General features: G+C 39.3%; 13 protein-coding genes. 10 read left to right on the top strand and 3 right to left on the bottom strand.

From position 1 onward, the window contains the following. Window positions 1–45: 45 nt before the first annotated feature. Both amaB and L1967_RS06605 read right to left on the bottom strand, forming a co-directional pair. Window positions 46–1,599 (bottom strand): L-piperidine-6-carboxylate dehydrogenase, encoded by a 1,554-nt coding sequence (gene amaB, locus L1967_RS06610; protein WP_249600941.1) that lies wholly within the window; start codon window positions 1,597–1,599, stop codon window positions 46–48. A 32-nt stretch (window positions 1,600–1,631) separates the two neighbouring features. Further along, window positions 1,632–2,174: a 3-hydroxyanthranilate 3,4-dioxygenase gene (locus tag L1967_RS06605; RefSeq protein WP_249600940.1), complete on the bottom strand. Its 543-nt coding sequence runs from the start codon at window positions 2,172–2,174 to the stop codon at window positions 1,632–1,634. Window positions 2,175–3,061: 887 nt separating this feature from the next. Between L1967_RS06605 and L1967_RS06600 the strand changes: the two genes are divergently transcribed. From L1967_RS06600 to L1967_RS06565, 8 genes are all read left to right on the top strand, one after another. After that, window positions 3,062–6,280, top strand: coding sequence for a SusC/RagA family TonB-linked outer membrane protein (locus L1967_RS06600; protein WP_249600939.1), 3,219 nt, complete (start codon window positions 3,062–3,064; stop codon window positions 6,278–6,280). Between the two features lie 11 nt (window positions 6,281–6,291). Beyond that, window positions 6,292–7,734: a SusD/RagB family nutrient-binding outer membrane lipoprotein gene (locus tag L1967_RS06595; RefSeq protein WP_249600938.1), complete on the top strand. Its 1,443-nt coding sequence runs from the start codon at window positions 6,292–6,294 to the stop codon at window positions 7,732–7,734. A 59-nt stretch (window positions 7,735–7,793) separates the two neighbouring features. After that, the gene (locus tag L1967_RS06590) at window positions 7,794–9,464 is read left to right on the top strand and encodes an alkaline phosphatase family protein (RefSeq protein WP_249600937.1); all 1,671 of its coding nucleotides are present in this window, start codon (window positions 7,794–7,796) and stop codon (window positions 9,462–9,464) included. A gap of 12 nt (window positions 9,465–9,476) precedes the next feature. Next, window positions 9,477–10,832 carry a (R)-1-hydroxy-2-aminoethylphosphonate ammonia-lyase gene (gene pbfA, locus L1967_RS06585; RefSeq protein WP_249600936.1) on the top strand — a complete coding sequence of 452 codons (1,356 nt, stop codon included), beginning with the start codon at window positions 9,477–9,479 and terminating at the stop codon, window positions 10,830–10,832. Between the two features lie 4 nt (window positions 10,833–10,836). Next, entirely contained in the window at window positions 10,837–12,420 is a 1,584-nt protein-coding gene (locus L1967_RS06580) for a fibronectin type III domain-containing protein (RefSeq protein ID WP_249600935.1), read from the top strand. Between the two features lie 273 nt (window positions 12,421–12,693). Next, window positions 12,694–13,959 (top strand): DUF5690 family protein, encoded by a 1,266-nt coding sequence (locus L1967_RS06575; RefSeq protein ID WP_249600934.1) that lies wholly within the window; start codon window positions 12,694–12,696, stop codon window positions 13,957–13,959. After that, a complete protein-coding gene (locus L1967_RS06570; protein ID WP_249600933.1) occupies window positions 13,956–15,110 on the top strand; it encodes a TIGR03364 family FAD-dependent oxidoreductase in 1,155 nt (384 codons plus the stop codon). The genes L1967_RS06575 and L1967_RS06570 overlap by 4 nt, the downstream gene beginning before the upstream one ends. Before the next feature lie 6 nt (window positions 15,111–15,116). Next, window positions 15,117–15,800, top strand: a complete 684-nt coding sequence (locus L1967_RS06565; RefSeq protein WP_249600932.1) for a phosphonatase-like hydrolase — start codon at window positions 15,117–15,119, stop codon at window positions 15,798–15,800. A 25-nt stretch (window positions 15,801–15,825) separates the two neighbouring features. On the opposite strand, the gene L1967_RS06560 is transcribed toward L1967_RS06565, so the two are convergent. After that, the gene (locus tag L1967_RS06560) at window positions 15,826–16,410 is read right to left on the bottom strand and encodes a helix-turn-helix domain-containing protein (protein WP_249600931.1); all 585 of its coding nucleotides are present in this window, start codon (window positions 16,408–16,410) and stop codon (window positions 15,826–15,828) included. A 352-nt stretch (window positions 16,411–16,762) separates the two neighbouring features. Between L1967_RS06560 and L1967_RS06555 the strand changes: the two genes are divergently transcribed. After that, window positions 16,763–17,584: a phospholipase A gene (locus L1967_RS06555; RefSeq protein ID WP_249600930.1), complete on the top strand. Its 822-nt coding sequence runs from the start codon at window positions 16,763–16,765 to the stop codon at window positions 17,582–17,584. A 408-nt stretch (window positions 17,585–17,992) separates the two neighbouring features. After that, window positions 17,993–23,578 carry an alpha-2-macroglobulin family protein gene (locus L1967_RS06550; RefSeq protein ID WP_249600929.1) on the top strand — a complete coding sequence of 1,862 codons (5,586 nt, stop codon included), beginning with the start codon at window positions 17,993–17,995 and terminating at the stop codon, window positions 23,576–23,578. Window positions 23,579–23,639 lie beyond the last annotated feature (61 nt).

Here is a 23,639-nt window from a genome sequence, read left to right as displayed (position 1 = left end):
TTGTAGGTATTTTATATGAAAATCTTTACTCTATTGAGTGAGAATTTACAAATCAAACTTAATTCCTTGTGCTAATGGCAATTCAGTGGTGTAATTAATCGTGTTGGTTTGTCTACGCATATATACTTTCCAAGCATCAGAACCACTTTCACGACCGCCGCCGGTTTCTTTTTCACCTCCAAAAGCGCCTCCAATTTCAGCACCAGAAGTTCCGATATTTACATTTGCAATTCCACAATCTGAGCCTTCCACTGATAGGAAACGTTCGGCTTCCCTTAAGTTATTGGTCATAATTGCTGAAGAAAGTCCCTGGCGAACACCGTTCTGTAACTCCAATGCATTGCCAACATCGCCTTTATACTTCATAATGTACAATACCGGTGCGAAAGTTTCGTGTTGTACGATTTCAAAATGGTTTTCAGCTTCAGCAATCGCTGGTTTTACATAGCAACCGCTTTCGTAACCTTCACCTTCTAAAACGCCACCTTCAACTAAAACTTTTCCACCTTCTTCCACTACTTTCTCTAAAGCTGCCTGATAATTTTTCACCGCATCTTTATCGATAAGCGGGCCAACGTGATTGTTTTCATCTAACGGATTTCCAATCTTAATTTGCTTATAGGCATCGACAATCGCGTTTTTTACCTTATCATACACCTCTTCGTGCACAATTAATCGACGGGTAGAAGTACAACGCTGTCCACAAGTTCCTACCGCTCCAAAAACCGCTCCGATAACTGTGTTTTTGATGTTCGCGTCTGGAGTTACGATAATGGCATTATTTCCGCCTAATTCTAACAATGATTTTCCTAAACGTCCGGCTACTTCTTTCGCTACGGTTTTTCCCATTCGGGTGGAACCTGTTGCTGAAATCAACGGAATTCGCTCATCTTTGGTCATTAACTCACCCACTTTATAATCACCGGTAATTAAACAAGAGATTCCTTCGGGAACTCCGTTTTCAGAAAAAACACGGGCTGCAATATTCTGGCAGGCTACTGAAGTAAGCGGAGTTTTCTCTGATCCTTTCCAGATACAGGCATCACCACAAACCCAGGCTAAAGCGGTATTCCACGACCAAACGGCCACCGGAAAGTTAAATGCTGAAATTATCCCAACAACTCCTAACGGGTGGTATTGCTCATACATACGGTGTCCGGGACGTTCCGAATGCATGGTTAAACCGTGCAATTGTCGTGACAATCCTACTGCAAAATCACAGATATCGATCATCTCCTGAACTTCGCCTAAACCTTCCTGGTAAGATTTTCCCATTTCGTAGGAAACCAGTTTTCCAAGTGGTTCTTTTAAACGACGTAATTCATCATTAAATTTTCTTACAATTTCGCCTCGTTGTGGTGCCGGCATTGTTCGCCATTCCTTAAACGCTTTTTCTGCCGTGGTTACTACTTTTTCGTAATCTTCAGGCGTAGTAGCTTTTACTTTTCCTATCACCGCACCATCTACGGGAGAATACGACTCGATAATTTCTCCATTAGAGAAAAAATCTTTTCCGGTAGAGGTTCCGTTATTTATTTCTTGTAGCCCTAATTCTTCTAAGGCCTTATCAATTCCAAAATCTTTTGCAATTTGACTCATTTTTGTTTTTGTGTGGTTTGTTATTTTTTTGCTTAAGCTTCATCTGCCACAAAACGCGGATCTACAGGCATCACCTCTCCACAATTGTCACAAGTGCGTAAGTCCTCACTTTCGTAGAAATGCTTAAAGTGCTTTAAAAAGTCGGTTTCAATATCATGTAACGGAAAATAAACCTCATACAATTTATGGTTACAATGATCACAAAACCATAGCAAGCCATCTTCTCCTTCTAAATGAGCCCGTTTTCGCTCGACCACCAAACCTAAAGAGTTTTCTCCCCGCTCTGGTGAATGTGGCATTTTACCAGGATTTAAATACATATCACCAGGACCTAAATTCATGGTTTTTTTCTCTCCATCTTCCTGAATATGCACCTTAATATTCCCTTCTAGCTGATAAAATAATTCTTCGGTTTCATTATAATGAAAATCTTTACGCGCATTTGGGCCTGCCACAATCATCACAATATAATCTCCAGATTCCTTATACAAATTTCGGTTTCCTACCGGTGGTTTTAATGTATCCCGGTTTTCTTCGATCCATTTATTTAAATTGAAAGGTTTCGCTACAGCCATATTATAAATTTTGATTCTAAAATTAAGTAATATGAACAAAAGAATACCAAGATTCGATAAATATCTGTTCATTTATACATCCTAGTACACGCTGAATTTCAAGGTATTTTAAAACTATTGCCTTTTTTATATGTTTTAGGGCGTTTGTCCAAAATCACTACGCTTTTTTGGCCACCGTGCTATCCGTTACAAGTCCGCAGCACCAAAAAAGGTGCTTTACGGGCTTTTCACTGCTATCACTAACGCGATTTACCAGCAATTTCAACTAATTTATATCATTTCAGATCGTGTAAATTTCGTATCTGATAAAACTACTTCTCCTTTTTAGCATTTTCAGCTTTATCGCTTGCAGCAACACTTCGAAAAAAGAAACCACTCCTTCTATTACTTCCTAAGAAAAACCGCAGGGTAATCTTCCCGATTTCGGCATTGTGATTCATGATGTCGCGGGGACGATATTGAAAGAAAATATAAGCAATTATTTAGAAAGAACTTCAATCAACAGCAAAGGCATCTCATTTTAGGTCACCTTATCAATAAAAGACTATAATTTTCATAAGAGTCAATTAAATCACGGGAGCACTTCTACCATAAAAAATAAGGAAAATATTGCCTATATCCAGCCAAAAGCTAATAATATCCTAGAATGATTCCCAAAATTGGAAAATCTACCAACTACCTCTTCTCAGTGATCAATAAATTAATCATTACATAACATACCACCAGATCTTCCGCAGAAAAAGACCTGTCAATACTGGATTTTTAAAGAATACGTACTATTTAAAATTTAATATCTGTTAAAGATTTCATAAAGCCAAAAAGTTTACTAATAGTAAAAATATAGTCAAATTTGCACTATGTAGTTTACTAATATTAACAAAAGCTAAATGAAAAAACTAATTTATCTAACACAAATTACGCTGCTTCTTTTAACTTCTATCCTGTTCGCTCAGGACAGGGTACTAAAGGGTACCGTAACAGACACCAAGGGTGTCCCCCTTCCTGGAGCCAGCATTAGGGTTAAAAATACTACTATCGGAGCAATAACAGATTTTGATGGAAATTTCACAATTACCATTCCTGAAAATGAGCAAAATACAATTGAAATTACATTTATAGGTTTTAAATCTCAGGAAATTGATGTGACTGGTAAATCGAATGTGAAGATCACGCTTCAGGAAAATGCGCAGGGTCTTGATGAAGTAGTAGTTACGGCCCTGGGGATTAAAAGGGAAACCAAAAAACTGGCTTATGCAGTACAAGAAGTTTCGGGCGATGATCTCTCAGAGGCAAAAGAGACTAACGTGGTAAACTCACTTTCCGGTAAAATGGCTGGGGTACAGGTTACCGGGGGTAATAGTGGAGTAGGATCTAGCTCTCAGATCATCATTAGAGGGGAGAACTCTCTTAACCCCAGTCCTAATGCAAATTCTCCGCTCTTTGTTGTAGATGGAATAATCATTAACAACAATATTAATAGTGTGGGTAGCGAAGGGAATATGGAAGTAGATTTTGGTAACGGAGCTATGGACATCAATCCTGACGATGTAGAAACCATGACGGTTCTTAAAGGACCTAACGCAACAGCACTCTACGGCTCAAGAGGTGCTAATGGTGTTGTTTTGATTACTACTAAATCAGGAAAAGGAACTAAAGGTATTGGAGTTTCTATAACTCACAACAGCACTTTTGAAACCTTGCTTACCCTTCCTAAATATCAAAACCAATACGGGCAAGGCTCTAACGGACAATTTGCATTTAACGATGGAGGTCAAAACCGATCTGTGACTGGTGGGATAAACGATCATGTAGATGAAAGCTGGGGTCCTGCACTTAACGGACAGTTAATCCCACAGCACGACAGCCCCACTACAAGTGGGTTTAGAGCTGGGGATGTAGACTTACGTCCACGTAATACAGACGGTAGTTTTGCAGATGAAATCATAGCAACCCCATTTATAGCTCATCCCGATAACATAAGAGACTTTTTTGAAACGGGGTATACCATGAGCAATAATGTGGCTTTTACCGGCGCTAACAAAGAGGGAAACTTTAGAGTTTCATTTACAGATCTTAACAGCCAGAGTATTGTACCCAACTCCAATTTTAAGCGAAGAACCTATGCTATTAACGGTGCTTATAACCTTACAGACTGGCTTAAGGCTAGTGCTTCTATGAATTACATCAACTCAAATTCAGATAACCGTCCCGTCAACTCCTACGGGACAGAGAATATCATGTATCTCTGGGTATGGTTTGGGCGGCATATTGATATGAATTCGCTTAGAAACTACTGGCAGCCGGGTTTAGAAAATGTACAACAGTTCAATTATAACTACAACTATCACGACAACCCTTATTTTAATGTATATGAAAATACAAACGCATTTAACCGCGATCGGATAATTACTAATATGCGTTTAGATATGAATCTGGCAAAAGGGCTGGATCTTATGATTCGCACCGTTTTAGATTATTCAAACGAACTGGATAAAAGAAAACGAGCCTATTCTACACAACGTTTCCCAACTGGACAGTATCGCGAAGACTACATCTTTGCTCAAGAGCAAAACACAGATTTTCTTCTGGCCTACACTAAAAAACTTAACGCGGATCTCGATTTTGGTATTTCGGTAGGAGCTAACAACAGAGTTTCTAAAAACCGTTACCAGCGCATCAGTGCAAACTCGCTCTCGATCCCTGCGATCTATAACTTTGGTAACGCTGCACAACCACTTACTACGAGCGACTACGACAGCGAATTTAGAGTAAACAGTGCTTATGCTTTTGGAAATATCGCTTACAAGAACTTTCTGTTTCTCGATCTTACTGCCAGAAACGACTGGTCTTCTACACTACCTGAAAACAACAATAGCTACTTCTACCCTTCTGTAGGTTTGAGTGCCATCTTATCTGATATGTTTGAAATGCCTCAAGCCATCAGCTTTGCTAAATTTAGAGCTGGATACGCAGTTGTAGGAAACGACACAAACCCATATAATCTGGCAGCAACTTATGGTTTTGGAGACACATTTAATGGGTTTTCAAGAGTATATTCGCCTTCAGAATTGAAAAATTCAAATCTGAAACCCGAAAAAACCAACTCTATAGAATTGGGTGCAGATGTGCGCTTCTTCGGAAACCGTCTGGGGATAGACCTTGCAGTTTATAAGTCGGTAACCAAAAACCAGATTATCGCCCTTCCGGTATCTAATACTTCCGGCTATAGCTCAAGGGTTATTAATGCCGGGGAGATTCAAAACAAAGGTTTAGAAATCACACTTAATGCCACCCCAGTACACACCGAAAATTTTCGTTGGAATTCTACCGTTAACTTTACCACCTCACGTGGAACCGTAAAAGAACTTACAGACGGACTTGATTTTTACACCATTAAAAGCAATTATCTCACCGTTGGCGCTAAGGTAAGCGGACGCATAGGGGACTTATACGGTACCGGTTTTAAAAGGGTGGAAGATGCCAACAGCCCGTATTATGGGGAGTGGATCATCGACCCAGATTCTGGTCTTCCTATCGTAGACAACACGCTTAAAAAATTAGGTAACTACAACCCTGATTTTATGGTAGGCTTTCAGAATAGTTTTCAATATAAAAATTTTCACTTCAGTTTCTTATTTGATTGGAGGCAGGGCGGTGAATTTCATTCACGTACCGTTGCCATTGGTGGCACAACCGGAATGCTGGATTTTACCGTACCAGGTCGTGAAACTGGTATTGTTGCTGAAGGAGTTATAGCAAATGCCGACGGCTCATATACAGAAAATTCAAAAAGCGTTGCGGCTTCTAATTACTACTCCCATGTGTACAAACGCAGTAATGAAGAGAGCTCTATGTTTGACGCTACTTATGTAAAACTACGGGAGGTAAAACTTGGTTACAACTTACCTAAGAAATGGTTTAAAAAGGTTCCTTTTAATACTGCAACACTTTCTATTGTAGGAAGAAATTTGGCATTATGGACTGAAAACGACCACGTTGATCCTGAAACTATCTCTTTCTCTGGCGGGACTGTTGTTCCCGGTGTAGAAGATATGGCGCTACCCAGTACACGTAGTTTTGGTGTTAATCTTAATCTAGAATTCTAAGAATAAAAGCGATGAAAAAAATTAATATAATTCAGAGTCTTGTAATTATAGGGCTGCTTATTACAGGTTGCACAGATAATTTTGAAGAGATTAATACAAACCCCAATGCCCCAGAAGCCGTTAGTGCAAATCTACTGACCTCTACCGTAACTTCAGAAATTACACGTAAACTTACCCAGGAGGGGTACAGTGATGGAAACACAATCACCCAGCTTATGGCAAAAAATAACTTTTCGGGTTTCGGCCAGTTTGACTGGGGCGATCAGGGAATGTGGAATTTCTTCTACGGAATTCTTCCCGAAATAAGCGATATTCTTGAAATTTCCCGTGCTGAAGAAACCAAAAACAGCACATACGAAGGAATAGCCCTTACAATGCGGGCGCTGTGTTTTGCAAATCTCACAGATTTATACGGAAACGTTCCATATTCGGAAGCATTAGCAGGAAAAACCGAAGGTATATTCACCCCGGTTTATGATGATCAGGAATCGATTTACAACGGCGTGCTTCAGGACTTGTCTGATGCAGATGTAGCTTTAGCAAAAGGTATGAAAATAACGGGCGTTACCGGAGATGTAATCTATGACGGAAATCCCGAGCAATGGAGAAAACTCGCAAATTCCTTACGCCTGCGTTACCTGTTACGCATTTCCAAACAACGCGATGTTTCTACAGAAATGCAAGCAATATTAAGTGCCGGTAACTTTATAAAAACAAATGCAGATAATGCGGTACTCATCTACAGCGGAACATCTAATACAGATTCCTGGCCAGAAAGCACCGGACGTATAGGAGGTTTTGACGAAAAAAGCTTATGTACCACAGCTTTAGAATATTTCAACACCTTTAACGATCCGCGGCTTGACATTTGGTTTGATCGCAACAGTGATGGCAAATGGGTAGGAATCCCTATCGGTTTAAATCAGGACAACGCGCGTGCCTATGATGATGAATACAGTCCCAGCCGTCTGGATGTAAACCTGTTTTACTATTCAGCTACTGATGCACAAGCTTACATTATAAAAAATTCTGAAGTGCAGTTTATTCTTGCTGAAGCTGCAGAACGCGAAATAATTGCTGGAGATGCAGCAACCTACTACAACGCAGGGGTACGTGCAAGCTTATCTTATTGGGGAGTTTCAGAGACCGACATAAACAACTATCTAATCCAGCCCACCGTAGCCTATAACGGCTCTCTGGAGTTATTGTTAACTCAAAAGACCATCGCCCTCTGGAATGTAGATTATCAGGGATGGTTCAATTACAGAAGAACAGGTCTACCGGCTTTAAAACCCGGTCCAAATACGCTTAACGGCTCATTATATCCTGTACGCTTTTTATATCCATCTTCAGAACAAACACTAAATACGGCCAATTATAAAGCCGCAGTTGAAGCAATGGGAGAAGACAACATAAATGTAAAAGGATGGTGGGAAACCGGCACCCGTTACTAATACTAAACCAGCTGAGCTTGTTCACTATTGAGGAACCTCAGCTGGTTATACTTTTTACTATGAAAAATCAATTCAACGCTTTTTTAAAGAATCTATTCAGTCTTATAACAGCGGCAGTATTTTTCTGCTCGTGCTCGAAGGATGAACAACCAAACCCCGCCAAGCACATTATCGTAATAGGTATTGACGGGATGAGCCCCGACGGGATTAAACACGCAAAGACTCCGGTGATGGACAGTCTGGTGAAAAACGGTGCCGCCACATTTGAAGCGCGCTCAGTACTTCCGTCAAGTTCAAGCCCAAATTGGGCCAGTATGATTATGGGGGCAGGACCTGAGCAACATGGCATAACCTCAAATTCATGGGAAGCAAACGATTATACACTTCCGGCAGTAATTGCCGGAAATGATGGACGATTCCCCAGCATTTTCACCTTATATCACGATCAAAAACCCGAAGCTCACATAGGAAGTATTTATGACTGGGATGGCTTTGGCCGCCTCTTTAATCCAGAGGATGTTGATTTTAATATCGACGGCGACCACGAAGACGGCACGACCAGCACTGCAATCGCGTATATCAAACAGCACAAACCAGACTTTATCTTTATTCACCTGGATCACGTAGACCATGCCGGGCATAGTGAAGGCCATGGTACAACAGCCTATTATCAAGCCGTGGCAAAGGCAGATAGTTTAATTGGGGTGATTATACAATCTGCTAAAGATGCCGGGATTTTTAAGGAAAGTCTCTTTATCATCGCTTCAGACCATGGAGGTCTGGGCAAAGGTCACGGAGGCGAATCTCTAGCCGAGGTACAAATCCCTTTTATCCTCTATGGTGCCGGTGTAAAAAAGGGATATACTATTAAAGAAACAGTCTATCAGTACGACAATGCAGCGACGGTCGCTTTTGCGGCTAACCTCAAGACACCTCAGGCTTGGATAGGGAGACCTGTAAAAAGCGCTTTTATTGGCTATGAAAAACCTGTTTTAAAATATAAAAAACCGCAGCAAATGATAGCTCCGGTTTTACTACCGGAAAATGAAGGCATATATGCCCCATCGGGTAAATTGTTTATTGGTAATGATGCTGAAGTTATTTTAAAAAACCCCAATAAAACCGGAGTAATTTACTATACTTTAGATGGTACGGATCCATCTATTGAAAATGGAATAAGGTACAAAGCCCCGTTTTCAATTGATAGCACAACTCTTATAAAAGCTATTGTTGCTGAAAAAGGAAAACTACAAAGTAAAATTTCATCAGGTAGTTACCGCAAAATTTCAGCTCATAAAAAACCCGGTGTTTCCTATCAAATTTACAAGTTAGAAAGCTCAGCAAATTTACCCGATTTCAATAATTTGAAATTTTTTAAAACCGGAAAGGCTATGGAAGTGAACAGTAGCATTTTTGATAGTCTTACAGAAGTTAACAGTACCGCGGTAGTTTATAATTCCTATTTAAGGATTGACACCCCGGGAACTTATACATTCTACACCAACAGTGACGATGGAAGTAAATTATTTGTAGACGAAAAATTAGTTGTTGATAACGACAAAAATCATGGTGTACAGGAACACAGCGGAAACATTGAGCTCGAAAAAGGAAAACATAAGCTTAGAATCGAGTATTTTAATGGTAGCGGAGATTACTATCTGGATACCAGATACAAAGGCCCGGGTATAGGCAAACAAATTATTCCGGCGGATAAATTGAGTAAGGATTAAAAGAAGGTAGGTATGGCAAATAAGGTCTTTAAAAATGAACTGATTATAGAAGGGGATATCAACCAAAGTACAGCCCGGCAATATTGGCTAAAAAATGAAGTCTCGATAGAAGCTAAAAACCTGTTGGAGAAAGACGCCCAATATTTTATGCATCAGGCCTTATCTACGCCTTGCCTTGATGTTTTGGCTAATGCACGCGGAACAATAATGACCAATGTTTCAGGAAAAAAGTATTTTGATTTCCACGGAAATAACGTACATCAATTGGGGTTTTCACATCCTAAACTTATTGAAGCACTAAAAAATCAATTAGATGGTCTCACATTTTCCACAAGGCGATATACCAATGAAACCGCTATAAACTTTGCTGAAAAACTCATCAGCCTTACCCCTGGTTTAGATAAAATACTAATGACCCCAAACGGAAGTTCTGCAGTGGGGATCGCACTTAAACTCGCCCGTGCCGTAACGGGAAAATACAAAGTACTTTCCTTTTGGGATTCGTTTCACGGGGCTTCTTTAGATGTCGTAAGCGTAAGCGGGGAATCTGTTTTCAGGGAAAACATGGGGCCTATGATGCCGGGTGTGGAGCGCATCCCTCCACCCATCACCTACCGCGGTATCTATGAGGGTAACGAAGACAAAGCGCTTGAGTACCTGGAATATGTGCTTTCCAAAGATAACCAGATAGGCGCTTTTTTAGCCGAAACAGTTCGCAATACCGATGCCCAGATTCCGTCTAAAAAGTTCTGGCAGGCAGCCAGGAAACTCTGTGACCGGTATGGCGTTTTGCTCATTCTGGACGAAATCCCCATCGCCCTGGGACGTACCGGGAAACTTTTTGCCTATGAGCATTATGATATCATCCCTGATATTTTGTGCCTGGGCAAGGGCCTGGGTGGCGGCATAATCCCGCAGGCCGCCATTGTGACCAAAAGACAATACGACCGATTTAATCACATTTCGTTAGGGCATTATACTTTCGAAAAAAGCCCAATGGGCGCTGCTGCAGGTCTAGCTACCCTACAAATACTAGAAGATGAAAACATCCTGCAGCACGTTGCCCAGATGGAAAAAAAGATGTTGAACAACTTAAAAAATCTTCAAAACGAGTTTCCCATCATCGGCGATGTGCGCGGTATAGGCCTCTTATGGGGGGTGGAGTTGGTTAATGATCCGGTTTTTAAAGAAGAGGCAGTACAGGAAGCAGAAGCGATTATGTATGAATGCCTTAAAAACGGCCTAAGCTTTAAAGTCTCAAAGGGCAATGTGTTACAGCTCTGCCCTGCCCTTACCATAGATACTAAACAGCTCGAAGAAGCTTTGACCATTCTTAAAAACGCCTTTCAAAAAGTCACAAAATCCTAATATCATGAAATTAAATCTCGGCTTTGTCATTCTATTTTTTAACTTTTGCAACCTTCTAAATGCACAAGAAAATCGATTTATTGTAAAACCCTATTTACAGGATGCGGAACCTACTTCTATTATCATCAAGTGGGAAACGGCTGGCGATGGTGAAAGCATCGTAGAATGGGGAACCACGCCTAAACTCGGTAAGAAAACCGTCGGAGATGCCTATCCCGTTAACTTTGGAGAATCACGCCTACACGAGGTAAAGCTTACCGGGCTGGAGCGTTTTGCCACCTATTATTACCGGGTGAAAACAGGTGCTTTGAAATCGGATATATTTCAGTTTAAAACCCCGCCTATTTCTGGCGAAGAAGAACCATTTAACCTCATCGCGATGAGCGATATGCAAATAGACCGCAACGAGCCTGATAAATTTAACGAGGTGGTCAATGAGGGAATTTTGGCCTATCTGGATCAGGAATTTGATGGCAAGTTACCTGATAACCTTGCACTGGTGATGATACCCGGCGATCTGGTGTCTGACGGCAGTGTTTATGAGCAGTGGAACGATCATTTTTTTAAACCCGTAGCAAAATTGTTTGCAGAAGTACCGGTGTACCCCGTTCCCGGCAATCACGAGAAAAACACACAGTTTTTCTTTACCTATTTCAGCCTCCCAAAAAATGGCGATGCCGCCTATGCGGAGCACTGGTGGTATAAAGATTATGGCAATGTGAGGATTATAGGTTTAGATTCTAACCAAGGCTATAGAGACCTTAACCAGCAATATGAGTGGCTGGAGCAAGTCTTAAAGGACACTGAAAGCAACGAACACATAGATTTTGTATTTGCCCAGTTGCACCATCCCTACAAGTCTGAATTGTGGATTCCGGGAGAAGAAGAGTCCACAGGGAAAGTGGTCAAAATGCTCGAAGCTTTTTCTGACAAAACCGGCAAACCCAGCATTCATTTTTTTGGTCATACCCACGGCTACTCCCGCGGCCAGTCCCGCGATCACAACCATCTGTGGGTCAATGTGGCTTCAGCCGGGGGCCCGATTGATAACTGGGGCGAATTTGAAGGCCGCGATTACGATGAGTTTACGGTAACACAAGACGAATATGGTTTTGTGATGGTTGAGGTTGATCCCCATCCTGCAGATCCTCAGATTACTTTAAAGCGCATTAGTCGGGGCAATACTGAAAAAAGCCGAAATAATGAGCTTCGGGACAGTATAACCGTATTCAAATTGAATCAAACACCGAATACCCCCGAGGTTATTTCCCCTAAAAATGAAAGTATGCCAATCACTGGTGTTACCTTAAAAGCAAGTGCGTTTACAGGCGGAAGGCCTTCCAGTACCCATGCGGCTTCACACTGGCAGGTGGCCACTTCCCCCGATTTTGAAAAACCTGTGGTGGATAGCTGGAAACAATCTGAAAACTGGTATTACGAAGAAAACCGTCAACAAAAAGACGACCTTACAGACGAGAGCCTCAGTCGTCTGACTCCAAATACCACGTATTATTGGCGGGTGCGCTATCGGGATCAGTACCTGAGCTGGAGCGACTGGTCTAACCCCGCAAGCTTTATAACAAAGTAATCTGGATTATACTACTGAAAAGAATAAGTTTTACCGTATGCCCTACAGGCAAAGCCAAAAAGAGAAGTAAAAAACAAGAACAGTTATCCTCTAAACAGATGGTCACTGAAATTAAAATAACAACACAATAATTGACTAATATTAAATTTAAAAATATAAAACAGACTTATATTTTACTAAAAGTAAACTTTTATTAATTTTGAGACGATTTTGTAGGTTTTAAAACTCTGGTCTTAAAGCACGCGCTCTTTTACCGAATAATTAGGGCTCTTTATGGATATCAAGAAAAAAGATTTTTTATTTATTAGCAAGGCCTCTTTGGCCGCTTTTGGGGCATATTTTTGCATGTACGCTTTTAGGAAACCTTTTTCGGTGGCTACCTTTGAAGGCATTCAGGCTTTTGGGATCGATTATAAAATACTACTTATCATTGCTCAGGTTTTGGGCTATATGATTTCAAAATTTATAGGCATAAAGGTCATCTCAGAATTACAACAAGAACAGCGGCTCTTCTACCTTTTAGGATTAATAGGCATCTCAGAAATAGCTTTATTACTTTTTGGTTTAGTTCCAGAACCTTATCACATATTGTGTATGTTCTTTAACGGCCTTCCATTAGGAATGATCTGGGGTATCGTTTTTTCATATCTGGAAGGACGAAAATACACTGAGATCCTGGGCGTTGTCCTTTGTACAAGTTTTATTATTTCAAGTGGAGTGGTAAAGTCTGTTGGATTATGGGTAATGATTTCATGGGATGTCTCTCAATTTTGGATGCCCGCTGTTACGGGAGCTTTATTTATACCTCCTCTAATTTTCTTTGCTAAGCTTCTGGAAACCATTCCACCTCCAGATAAAGAAGACAGGGAATTACGCATAGAGCGGGTGCCAATGAAAAAAAACGAGCGTAAAAAAGTATTGAGGCAATTTGCTTTTCCACTTTTTATACTCGTTTCTTTTTATATTATTTTAACTTCATTTAGAGATCTGCGTGATAATTACGCAAGAGAGCTTTGGGATGGCTTGGGATATTCGGGTGATATTTCTGTGTACAGCACTTCTGAAATTGTGGTAGCTTTCCTTGTTTTGTTAATCCTGGCTTTGGTGTATAAAATTAAAGATAACCTAAAAGCCCTGCTTACCTATCACGGCATCTTACTTATAGGTACATTCTCCATAGGTATTGTCACTTATTTGCTACAGGTCAATATTATTGATCCCTTTTACTGGATGGTAATTTCTGGGTTTGGGTTATATATATGCTATGTGCCCTTTAACGCGTTATTTTTTGACCGCTTTATCGCTGCATTTCGTATTAAAGGCAATGCTGGTTTTCTTATTTATCTGGCAGATGCGTTTGGATATTTGGGAAGTATGGGAGTCTTGCTTTACAAAAACTTTGGAATGGACAAAATATCCTGGTTGCAGTTTTTTATTAACGGTGCTTATCTGCTTTCGGTATTAGGGACAATTAGTGTTATCATTTCATTTTTCAATCTTAAAAACAAGCACCATCGTACTAAAATTAATACTTTATGATAACTAAATTTGATCTCATTATTGTAGGAGGTGGTGTTTTAGGAACATTTCACGCTTATCACGCACTTAAACGTGGTCTAAAAGTCGCCATTTTTGAACAAAATAAAATGCCCCAAGGTGCTACTACCCGTAATTTTGGACAAGTAGTCCCTTCGGGTATGAATACAAAATGGCAAAATTACGGTAGACAAAGCCTGGAAATTTATAAGCAAATCCAAAAAACTTTTGATATTACAATTCGGCAGAACGGATCGGTATATCTGGCTTCGAATGAAGAGGAAATACAGCTTATTGAAGAACTCCATACAATCAATAAGAACAATGATTATACCTCATCATTACTTACAAAGGCAGAATGCCTTGCCAAATATCCCGGTTTAAGGGCAGATTACGTAAAAGTCGGCCTGTTTTTTCCAGAAGAAGTGACGGTAGAACCACGTACCATGATCCATAGGTTACAACAATACCTCATAGGACAAAAAAACCTTCAGTTATTTACCAATACCAAAGTGATCCAGATTTACGAAAACAGTTTAGAAGTAAGCGTTGTCACCGCTACTGGAGAAACCTGGAAAGCCAATAAAGTTTTAATATGCAACGGGAGTGATTTTAAGACCTTATATCCAAGCCTGTTTGCAAAGAGCGACTTGCAACTCTCTAAATTACAGATGATTCGAACAAAATCACAACAAAACTATAAGCTTCCAGGCTCTATTTTAACAGGATGGACCATTAGGCGTTATGAAGCGTTTTACGAATGCCCTTCTTTCGAAAAAATTAAAGCAAAAGAAAAACAGGACAGCTTAGAAAAAAAATGGGGCGTGCATATTTTATTTAAACAAGCCGCTGATGGTTCTGTTATTCTGGGTGATTCTCATGAATATGCTGAAGCTTCAGCCATTGAAGATCTAGGTTATGGCCTTAATATGGATATTGACAATTTCATGATTGCTGAAGCCAGAAAAATTTTCGACCTCCCTACTTACGAAATTCAGGAGCGATGGTTTGGTATTTATTCACAATGCAAAACACGGGATATCTTTTTAGAAAAAATTGGGGAACACATTCATATTGCCACAGGCATTGGGGGAAAAGGAATGACAGGCAGCGCGGGGTTTTCCAAAGAAAATATAAATTCAATATTTAATTAATACTTTATGAGTAACATAAAACTTGCCATTTTTGATATGGCAGGCACTACCGTTAATGAAAATAATATCGTTTATAAAACTGTACAAAAGGTAATTAACGATTTAGGCTATCATGTAAGTCTACAAGAAGTACTAAAATTTGGTGCCGGTAAGGAAAAGCACCAGGCAATTAAAGATGTTTTAACCAATTGTACCAACTCTGCTCAAATTCAGGAGGAAGCGGCAACTGCCTTCGCAGCCTTTAAACCTGCATTAAAGGCTGCTTATAACAAATTAGAAATAGCTACATTCGATGGAATGCCGCGTTTCTTTAAAAAACTTAGAGAACATGAAATTCATGTTGTTTTAAATACCGGATATAATACTGAAACAGCTAATAAATTATTAGCAAAATTAGATTGGAAAATTGGTAAAGAAATAGATTTGCTTATAACCGCAGATGATGTTACCAAAGGAAGACCGGCCCCCAATATGATCCATAAAGCCATGCAGCACTTTAAAGTTACCGATGCGGCACAGGTCTTAAAAGCCGGTGATTCTGAAATTGATATTATTGAAGGAAAAAATGCAAATTGCGGCATAACGGTTGGAGTGCTTACCGGTGCCCAAACCCGAGACCAGCTTGAAGCAGCCAAACCAGATTACATTTTAAATACTTTAACCGAACTGGAAAATATTTTGTTTGATTGATTTTTATTAAGATGCTGACTGCTTTTTAAAGGTTGTCGGCATCTTTTAAGAAAAAATAGAGCACCAGCATAGAAGTAGGTACATCTCCCCGGTTAATAGGTACGTGGGGAATCCTTCCGTCAAAAAATATGGAGTCTCCCGGGTATAAAGTTACTTCCTCATCTCCAATATTATAAACACAGCTTCCACTTAGCATATATCTAAATTCGTAAGCATCTGTTTCCACTTTTCCACGGTCAGATCCAGGCTGAATTTCAAGCAAAACGGCTTCAAACGCAATAGAAGATAAAGATCTACCAAAAATAGATTTATACTCAAATCCTTTTGCATCATCTTCTTTCTCTATGATAGAATTTTCAGCTTTGCGGGAAATTATAAACGTTTTTTTTCCTTCTTCCGGAAGACTGCTAAAAAAAGTGGACACTTCGGTCTCTATGGCACTAATAATATTTAACAGAACGGGTAACGAAGGTATGGTTCTTCCATTTTCTATCTTAGAAATTAACCCATTACTTACCTCTGCATTATTGGCTATAGTACTTATCGTAAGCCCTTTCTCTTTCCTAATTTCGCGAATACGTTTACCTATACCTATTATATAATCTTCCAATGCTTCCCAATTAATAAACTACAAATATCTTACTTTTTACCCGCTTTACACAGCAAAAGAAAATTTATTCATTTTTAATAATTTCTTAAAACTAGTATTACCTGTAACAAGAACTGAATCTCAAAAATCTCTCGGCAAATCCAAAAAATACAAACCATGAAAAAATTATAATCTTTAGGTCTATCCATGTCTCGCGGGGATAAAATATCTCTTTTATAAAACGGTTGATCTTTTTAGACAAAACCGTATAAATTTAAACTATTAAAAAATCTATCAATTGATTTTAAATTTCTGTCTATTTAATTTTTATACTGAAAATTGTAGATATTTGTAGCAATTCTTAACTATCCCCATGAAATTTCTATATCCTATTCTATTTTTCTGTTTTTTAAACAATGCCTACGCACAACACCTTTCTAAAGAAGCCCTGACAGATAGCGTTAAAAAGATCCCCTCTTTTACAATCCACAAAGACAATTATTTTATTACAGGGGTACCAACGCATACCGGAATTAGCAAACAAACAGCCGATGCCAAATACCAGGTAAGTTTTAAGCAATTGCTTTTAAGAAAAAAAGTGCCTAACGATGCTTATGTATATTTAAAATATACCCAAAAAGCCTTTTGGAATATTTATGAATTCTCTAGCCCTTTTGAAGAAATTAATTTTAATCCAGGGATTGCCTATTCCCAATACCTCTATGATAAAAACAATAATGTGAACGCTTTGGCTACATTATCTTTAGAGCACGAATCTAATGGGCGAGACAGTATTTTTTCCCGTAGCTGGAATTTTGTGGCTTTAGAATATAACCGAACGATTTCAAAAAAACTTGTTGCAGGAGTGAAAGCCTGGCTGCCGTTTTACTACAAAGAAAACAATCCAGATTTAATGGATTATTCGGGATACGGTCAGTTAAATTTTGATTACGAATTTATTCCTAATAAGCTATATGCCCAGTTAATGCTGCAAAAAGGCTTAGCCTGGAATTGGAAGGGAGCTGCAAGACCCCGAATTTTATATAATCCGTTTAATAGCGTAAACCAGTTTATAATGATCGAATGGTTTACGGGTTACGATGAAAACCTAATTGATTATGACCAATATCGTAGTATGATACGAATTGGTTTCTTATTGAAAAGTAATGAGCTTGATTTTTTACGCGCCAAATAATTAACTTTTTTTAAGTTTATTTAGTTCGGGATATTCCGAACCAATCATATCTTTGCGCTTTTTAAATTGAGAATCTATGGATTGCTGTTCAGAAGAAAAAAGGAAAACTATTAATCAAAAGTCGATTTAAGAAAACTCCGGAGAGCGAGTGAAATCTTTATAAAAGATTTTGTTTCGAAGTTTCAATTTTAGTAGCATTTTTATACAATTTCCCTTGGAAAATTCATTCAATGATCTAAAGTATCCTAAAATTACTTTTATATCTAAGTCAGGGAAATATTTTTTTAGAATTCATTTTTCGATTATCGAGCAAAGAAATTTTAAAAATAAAAGCTGAAAATTCCAATGAACCGCGAGAATTTTCGTTAGTATTTCTTTAACTTTAAAAATCAACAAACCTGTTGCTTCATGAAAAAAATATATTGCGCATTTGCCTTGCTATGCTTATGCCTAATTACTGCTTGTAAAGACAAAGATGCTACTACAGAAAAAACCGATAACTTGTTTAAGTTTCGGGAATATATTTCTTTTCATACCCAAGGTAGAACTTCTATTGCCAAGCCTATTCGAATTGACTTGGCGCAACCTTTGGAGCAGTTTGAAATAACGCAGGAAATCCCTTCAGAATACATAAAAGTAACGCCACCCACTAAAGGAAAGTTACTTATAGAAAACAGCACTACCCTATTATTTAAACCAGAAAATTATTTAGCACCCGACACTGAATATACCGTTAAGCTGGCTTTAGACGAATTATATGATGATGTAAAAGACGGATTTGAAACCTTTGCTTTTAGTTTTAAAACCATTCAGCCTAACTTCAAAATCAACCTCGGTAATTTACAGTCATACTCCAAAGAATGGCAATATGTCACCGGAACTTTAGAAGCTTCAGATCTAATTCAATTAAAAAACGCGAAAAAAATTCTCGAAGCCCAACAAGACGGTAAGAATTTAAAAATCTCTTGGCCGGAAGAAGCGGCCGATGCCAATTACTTCACTTTTACTATCGATAGCATTCAACGTCATATTGACGATTCTCAAGTAGAAATTTCTTGGGATGGAAAACCAATTAAAGCGGATAACACAGGAAAAAACACCTTCCCCATTCCCGGACAAAATAACTTTACGGTGATTGATTTACGATCATCACTTGGAGAGCAAAGTTCAATATCCATAAATTTTTCAGACCCGCTAAAAGAAGATCAAAACTTTAAAGGTTTAGTCAATATTGAAAACCAAAACCAACTTCGTTTTGAGGTAGATGGAAATGTCTTGCACGTCTATCCTTCTAACCGAATTACCGGCACGTTAAAAGTTGATATTTTTAAGGGAATTAAAAATAACTACGGATTTAATCTAAAAAAAGATTTCTCAGAAACGGTTTCCTTTCAGCAAATCAAACCCGCAGTTCGCCTACTTTCTAAAGGTGTTATCTTACCAAATTCTGAACAAACACCTATTTATTTTGAAAGCGTCAACCTCTCTGCCGTCGATGTTCGTGTGATTAAAATCTATGAAGACAATATGCTTCAGTTTTTACAAAATGCTAACTTACACGAAGAAAACTCCTATGATATTCGTCGCGTAGGAAGACGCGTTGCCAAAAAGACTATTCCCATAAAAACCAATAGTGATTTTGAGCTGAACTCCTGGAAGGCGCACGCACTCAATATTTCAGAATTCATAAAAGCCGATCCCGGAGCGATGTATCAGGTAGAGATTAGCTTTAAAAAAGCATATAGCACATTTGACTGCGGAAATGAAGCTGAATCAAATGAAATCGTTCAAGATCAAGAAGAGGATTATTATGAGGAAGAATATGATAATGCTTCCTACATTACCGATGAAGAAGAACGCGAAGAAAAGTATTGGGATAACGAAATTTATAATTGGCGCGAATCCTCTTATAATTGGGAAGAACGAGACAATCCTTGTAGCAATTCCTATTATCGGGAACATCGTTTTGCCGTTACCAATGTGTTAGGGTCTGACCTTGGTTTTATCGTAAAAGAAAGCAACAACCGCTCCTACCACTTTGCCACCACCAACCTTTTAAGTGCGACGGCAGAACCCGGGGTAACTGTGGAAATATATAATTATCAGCAGCAACTCATCGCTTCGATTACCACCGATAAAGATGGCTTCGCGATTATCGATAGTGATAAAAAAGCCGCTTTTGCCATTGCCCATAAAGGAAAAAATTATGCCTACGCCAAACTAGACGACGGGAATGCGCTTTCGTTAAGCAAATTTGATGTTTCCGGGAAAATTCTTGAAAAAGGTTTAAAAGGCTTTTTATATACTGAACGCGGCGTTCATCGCCCAGGAGATACAATTCATTTAACCTTTGCTTTAAACGATCAAGCCAATCCGCTGCCTAAAAATCACCCCATAAAATTAGAAGTGACCGATGCACGTGGTAAACTGGTGAAACAACAGATTTTAGTAGAAGGCGAATTCTCCCCCTCGGGGGGAGCTAGAGGGGGATTCTACTATTTCCCTATTACTACGCAAGACAACGATCCTACCGGAAACTGGAACGCTACTGTTTACGTGGGGGGAGCCAGTTTTTCTAAAAACTTAAAAGTCGCTACCGTAAAACCCAACCGATTAAAAATTAAACTTGATTTTGATGATAAAATTCTCGATGCCAGCAAACCCATTGCCGGAAATTTAAGTGCTACTTGGCTACACGGCGCGCCGGCAAGAAATTTAAAAGCTGAAATGGAAGTGACGCTAACCTCTACCTCCAGTGCTTTCGATAAATTTTCACAGTACGATTTTATCGATCCTGTACGTAGTTTTGATAAAATTGAAATGCCCCTTTTAGAAACGCAACTTTCTTCAACAGGAGAAGCTTCATTCAGCAAAAAAATCGATTTGAACAAAAAAGCACCCGGAATGCTAAAAGCAACCTTCTTGACCAAAGTTTTTGAAGGGGGCGGCGATTTTTCGATCGATGTGTTTTCTAAAAACTTAGCCCCTTACGATTATTTCGTTGGTTTGCTCGCGCCAGAACCTCATCGCTACGGTTCTTATTATACTGACGAAAATACTGTTTTCGATGTGGTAAGCGTAGATGCACAAGGTGAAGTTTCAGGCAATCGTGAACTAGAAGTAAAAGTATTTGAGATTGAATGGCGCTGGTGGTGGAGCCGCGGTCGTGATAATCTTTCTCGTTACGAAAACACCAATACTTACCGACCCGTTAAAGATTTTACGGTTTCTACAGGCACTAACGGTAGAGGTCAATTCACGTTAAATATCCCCGAGAGAAATGGCGGTCGTTATTTAATTCGAGTGATCGATAAAGCTTCAGGTCACGCTACCGGTAAAACCGTTTATTTCTATAGAAATTGGTGGAAGCGACCTTCAGACGCAGATGCAGAAAGTGCAAAGATGTTAGTATTCTCTGCCGATAAAGAGAAGTATAAAGTAGGCGAAGATGCTGTAATCACATTCCCTTCCGGCAGTAAAGGAAGAGCCCTTATTAGTATTGAAAATGGTACTGAAGTACTTTCTAAACAATGGGTAGAGACACAAAAAGGAGAAACCCAGGTTTCGATTCCGCTTACCCAGGAAATGGCGCCGAATGTTTATGTAAATATTTCTTTACTGCAACCACAAGCCCAAACTAAAAATGATTTACCCATCCGGTTATACGGGGTAATTCCGCTTATGGTTGAAAATCCAAAAACGAAGCTTCAACCCAACATTGAAATACCCGAAGTTTTAAAACCAGAAGAGCACTATACCGTAAAAGTGATGGAAGCGCAAAACCGGGAAATGACCTACACCCTTGCCGTGGTCGATGAAGGTTTACTCGATTTAACGCGCTATACTACCCCTGATATTCACGCTGCTTTTTACGCTCGGGAAGCTTTAGGGGTAAAAACCTTCGATATTTTTGATGATGTAATTGGCGCGTATTCAGGAAGTGTCGATAATATTTATGAAATTGGAGGTGGCGATGCCGCGGCCGGTGCCAAAAACCGAAAAGCCGATCGTTTTAAGCCCGTGGTCACGTATTTAGGTCCGTTTCATTTAAAAGCCGGCGAGTCGAAAACACACCGTTTATTTATGCCGAATTATGTGGGTTCTGTAAAAACGATGGTTGTTGCCGGAAATCATTCTACTTCTGCCTACGGAAGTGCCGAAAAAGTAACTCCGGTAAGAAAACCATTAATGGTCTTGGCTTCGTTACCCAGAAAACTTTCTCCGGGAGAAAAAGTGACTTTACCCGTGACGGTTTTCGCAATGGAAAAACAAGTAAAAAATGTAAAAGTTGAAGTAAAAGCTGACGAAGCTTTTACAGCTATTGGAGAAACTTCTAAAAATATATCCTTTAATGAAGTAGGCGAACAAATCGTGAATTTTGAATTTGAAGTCAACGCGACCAATCAACCACAAACCTTTCAAATCTACGCTTCCGGAAATGGAGAAAAAGCAAAAACATTCGTAGAGATTGATGTTGAAAATCCTAATCCGATTACGCAAAAATCGACGACTTATACCTTAGAAAATGAGCAAAATCAGACAATTGACCTGAGTACTTTTGGGGTTGAAGGAAGTAATGCAGCTTCGGTAGAGTTTTCTACACTTCCGCCGATGGATTTCAGCAAACGGATGGAATATTTAATTCATTATCCCCACGGCTGTATTGAGCAAACCACTTCCGGAGCATTTCCGCAGTTATTTATGGGAGACATTTTTGATCTTTCTTTCAGCAAAAAACAAGAAATTGAAGAAAATGTGAAACACGCTATTAACCGATTAAATAATTTTCAAACCACTAGCGGAGGTTTAAGTTATTGGCCAGGAAATAGCGAAGCTGATGAATGGGGAACCAATTATGCAGGACATTTTATGCTGGAGGCCAAGAAAAAAGGCTATGCCTTACCCATTACCTTCTTAAGCAACTGGATACGTTACCAGCAGAATGAAGCCCGACAATGGCGAAATTCTAGAACTCATTACAATTCAAGTCTTACTCAAGCCTACCGACTTTACACCCTGGCTTTAGCAGGACAACCGGAATTGGCCGCGATGAACCGCCTGCGGGAATCGGGAGAAATGAGTAACGATGCAAAATGGCGATTAGCCGCGGCGTATGCTTTGGTAGGAAAAGAAAATGTAGCCAAAGACATCGTTTCTACCGCCAATATTAATTTTAAAACTAAAGATTATAATTACTACACCTATGGATCACCTTTTAGAAATAAAGCAATGGCTTTAGAAACAATGGTGCTTTTGGGAGATCAACAACAACGGGAATTAGCCATTTCTTTAGCGAAAAACCTTTCCTCTTCCAGCTGGTATAGCACGCAAGAAACATCTTATGCGTTGTTAGCTTTAGCCAAAATGGCCAATAAAAATGGCGGAAAAGCGGTAGAAGTTAAGTATAGTTTAAATGGAAATAGCGAAAGCATCAAAACAACGAAAGCCTTGGCAGAACGTAATTTGGCAATCAAAATGGGAACTAACCAACTCACATTAGAAAACCAGAAAAACAATATTCTATACGTGACAGTTTCGCAAAGCGGAAAACTTCCGTTAGGCGAAGAGTTAACCGAACAAAGTAAACTTTCGGTAAAAACACAATTTGTAGACGGCGGAGGAAATGCTTTAGATATTTCCGAATTACGACAAGGAACAGAAGTGATTGCCAAAGTAAGCGTAACCAATACTTCGATGGATCGTGTAGATAACATTGCGCTATCTCAAATTTTTCCAAGTGGTTGGGAAGTGGTAAACACCAGTTTTACAGATTTAGCCGGAGGTGCCGATGGTGAAGCCGATTACAAAGATATTCGGGACGATCGTGTTAATTTTTATTTTGAATTGGATAGCAAAAAAACCAAAGTCTTTTCGGTAAAACTAAATGCTTCTTATTTAGGAACTTATTATTTACCCGGCACACAAGCCGAAGCGATGTACGACAATACATATTTTGCCAGAACACAAGGAAAATGGGTTAAGATTGTGAAGTGAGTTTAAGTTTTATTAAGAAGTTAGTATGTCTTGCTGAGGAAGTTAGTTTGTCTTGCTGAGC

Source organism: Zunongwangia pacifica (assembly GCF_023499215.1).
Lineage (GTDB): Bacteria > Bacteroidota > Bacteroidia > Flavobacteriales > Flavobacteriaceae > Zunongwangia > Zunongwangia pacifica.
The sequence above is the reverse complement of the archived record's forward strand: the minus strand, read 5'-3'. Positions and strand labels throughout refer to the sequence as shown.

What these genes read in the sequence shown, in the direction of transcription:
- amaB (WP_249600941.1), bottom strand. Translation starts at nt 1,599, where the DNA reads ATGAGTCAAATTGCAAAAGATTTTGGAATTGATAAGGCCTTAGAAGAA.
- L1967_RS06605 (WP_249600940.1), bottom strand. Translation starts at nt 2,174, where the DNA reads ATGGCTGTAGCGAAACCTTTCAATTTAAATAAATGGATCGAAGAAAAC.
- L1967_RS06600 (WP_249600939.1), top strand. Translation starts at nt 3,062, where the DNA reads ATGAAAAAACTAATTTATCTAACACAAATTACGCTGCTTCTTTTAACT.
- L1967_RS06595 (WP_249600938.1), top strand. Translation starts at nt 6,292, where the DNA reads ATGAAAAAAATTAATATAATTCAGAGTCTTGTAATTATAGGGCTGCTT.
- L1967_RS06590 (WP_249600937.1), top strand. Translation starts at nt 7,794, where the DNA reads ATGAAAAATCAATTCAACGCTTTTTTAAAGAATCTATTCAGTCTTATA.
- pbfA (WP_249600936.1), top strand. Translation starts at nt 9,477, where the DNA reads ATGGCAAATAAGGTCTTTAAAAATGAACTGATTATAGAAGGGGATATC.
- L1967_RS06580 (WP_249600935.1), top strand. Translation starts at nt 10,837, where the DNA reads ATGAAATTAAATCTCGGCTTTGTCATTCTATTTTTTAACTTTTGCAAC.
- L1967_RS06575 (WP_249600934.1), top strand. Translation starts at nt 12,694, where the DNA reads ATGGATATCAAGAAAAAAGATTTTTTATTTATTAGCAAGGCCTCTTTG.
- L1967_RS06570 (WP_249600933.1), top strand. Translation starts at nt 13,956, where the DNA reads ATGATAACTAAATTTGATCTCATTATTGTAGGAGGTGGTGTTTTAGGA.
- L1967_RS06565 (WP_249600932.1), top strand. Translation starts at nt 15,117, where the DNA reads ATGAGTAACATAAAACTTGCCATTTTTGATATGGCAGGCACTACCGTT.
- L1967_RS06555 (WP_249600930.1), top strand. Translation starts at nt 16,763, where the DNA reads ATGAAATTTCTATATCCTATTCTATTTTTCTGTTTTTTAAACAATGCC.
- L1967_RS06550 (WP_249600929.1), top strand. Translation starts at nt 17,993, where the DNA reads ATGAAAAAAATATATTGCGCATTTGCCTTGCTATGCTTATGCCTAATT.